Annotated in this window: 2 protein-coding genes; both read right to left on the bottom strand. The window is 68.0% G+C overall.

The annotated features are described in order from the left end of the window. Window positions 1-63: 63 nt before the first annotated feature. Window positions 64-1,026 carry a transposase family protein gene (locus AB0D59_RS51070; protein WP_362580070.1) on the bottom strand — a complete coding sequence of 321 codons (963 nt, stop codon included), beginning with the start codon at window positions 1,024-1,026 and terminating at the stop codon, window positions 64-66. An 80-nt stretch (window positions 1,027-1,106) separates the two neighbouring features. Continuing rightward, window positions 1,107-1,649 carry an MOSC domain-containing protein gene (locus AB0D59_RS51065; protein ID WP_362580068.1) on the bottom strand — a complete coding sequence of 181 codons (543 nt, stop codon included), beginning with the start codon at window positions 1,647-1,649 and terminating at the stop codon, window positions 1,107-1,109. Window positions 1,650-1,749 lie beyond the last annotated feature (100 nt).

Raw genomic sequence — 1,749 nt, 5'->3', positions numbered from 1 at the left:
TAACGGGCTGCCCCGCGATTGATGTTGGGGCGTGCTGGCCTGGGGGTTCGGCTGGTGGATGATTCAGCAGGCCGTGGTGCGGACGAGCACGAGCTCGGTGCTGGGCTTGCGCCGGGTGGCCCGCTGGGCAGCACGGTCGGAGACCAGGGCCGCGACGGCGCGGTGGGTTTCGCCGTAGGTCTCGCGCCGTCCGGTGAACCGCTGGAGAGGGCGCCACTGGCGGTGTTCGGCGTTGGCGTGCTCGACGCAAATCCGGCGTGAGGACTGGCGGCGTTTCGCTTCGCGCCAGCCGTACCGCTCGCTCAGCGGGGCGTCGTCATCGTCGAGGCCCTTGGGTTTCTTCGGCGGGGCCGAGACCTGGCCGGGGAACTCGTTGGCCAGGCCCCGGTATCCGTCGTCGACCTCGGCTTTCACGCCGGGATGTTGGTGGAACTGCTCGGCGATGCCCTCGGTGCGCAGGGCGGTCTGGTCGTGCATCCGGCCCGGCCGTTCGGCTCCCGACCACAGGGTCCGGCCCTGGTGGTCGCTGATCGTGGTGGTCTTGATGGTGTTCTGTTTCCGTTTGCCCGAGACGAACGCCCGTCGGCCGGGACGGTTCGCTTGCGGACGGCGGACCTGGGTCTCCATCCCGTCGATCCGCAACGTCACCTGCTCAGCCTCCGCGTAGGCGAACACGTCCTCCAGCGTGCGCAGCCGTACTCCGGGGCGGTCAGGCACGGCGAACCCGCGCGCGGCCAGCAGCGGGCGGACCTCACTGATCGCCCGGCCGATGGTGGAGGAGCCCACCTCGTAGATCACGCCCAGCGCCGCATGCGTCAGCCCGGTTCGCAGATGGACCAGTGTCACCAATACCCGGTCGATGAAGACCAGTCCGTACTTCGGGCCGGCGCCGATCTCGCGTTGCCGGGCACCACCGCGCCGCTCGTGGCGTCCCGACTCGCAGCGTGCTTCCCAGCGTGGCGCGAGCTCTTCGATCAAATCGCCGAGATGTTGGCGCGAGATGCCGCAGAAGGCATGATGAGCCATGGCCGCGCGGGCCTGCTTGATGTTCACACCACAAGAACCCGCGCGGCCATCGACACGTCACAGCCTGCTCGGGCAGGAGGTCAGACCCGGTCGAGGGGCCGATGCGGCTCGTCCGGGAGCTGCACTGTGATCGTGTCGCCGGGACGCACCACGCCGCCCACCTGTACGACGCTCATGATTCCTGCCTTGCGCACGATGTTCCCAGCCTCGTCACGGCCGACGACCTTCTTCAGCAGCCCGTCCTGGAAGTTGTCGATCTGCAGGCAGGGGTTGCGCAGGCCGGTGACTTCCACGATCGCCTCGTCGCCAATGCGCAGCAGTGTCCCGACGGGCAGGCAGAGCAGGTCGATGCCGCTGGTGGTGATGTTCTCGCCGAGCGCACCGGGCGTCACGTCGAATCCTTCTTCGCCGACTTCGGCGAAAAGCTCCTTGTGAATGAGGTGGACCTGGCGCAGGTTCGGCTGGGTGGGGTCCTGCGCGACACGCGAGCGGTGCTTGACCGTGACGCCGGCGTGTACGTCTCCCTCCACACCGAGCCCGGCGAGCAACGTGATGCTGGGCCGATTGGGCTTGGTGAACGAGTACTCGCTGCTGCTGCTGACTGCCGTCACCGTCCCGCTCATCACGCGGACCCCCTGTTCAGTAGCGATGGCTCGCCAAGAGCCTAGCCCGCAGTTTTCAGCGCGCGCGGCATCCTGCGATCAATCGCGGGTCAGGCCGTAA

It is taken from the genome of Streptomyces sp. NPDC048417, from assembly GCF_040651615.1.
GTDB lineage: Bacteria > Actinomycetota > Actinomycetes > Streptomycetales > Streptomycetaceae > Streptomyces.
The sequence above is the reverse complement of the archived record's forward strand: the minus strand, read 5'-3'. Positions and strand labels throughout refer to the sequence as shown.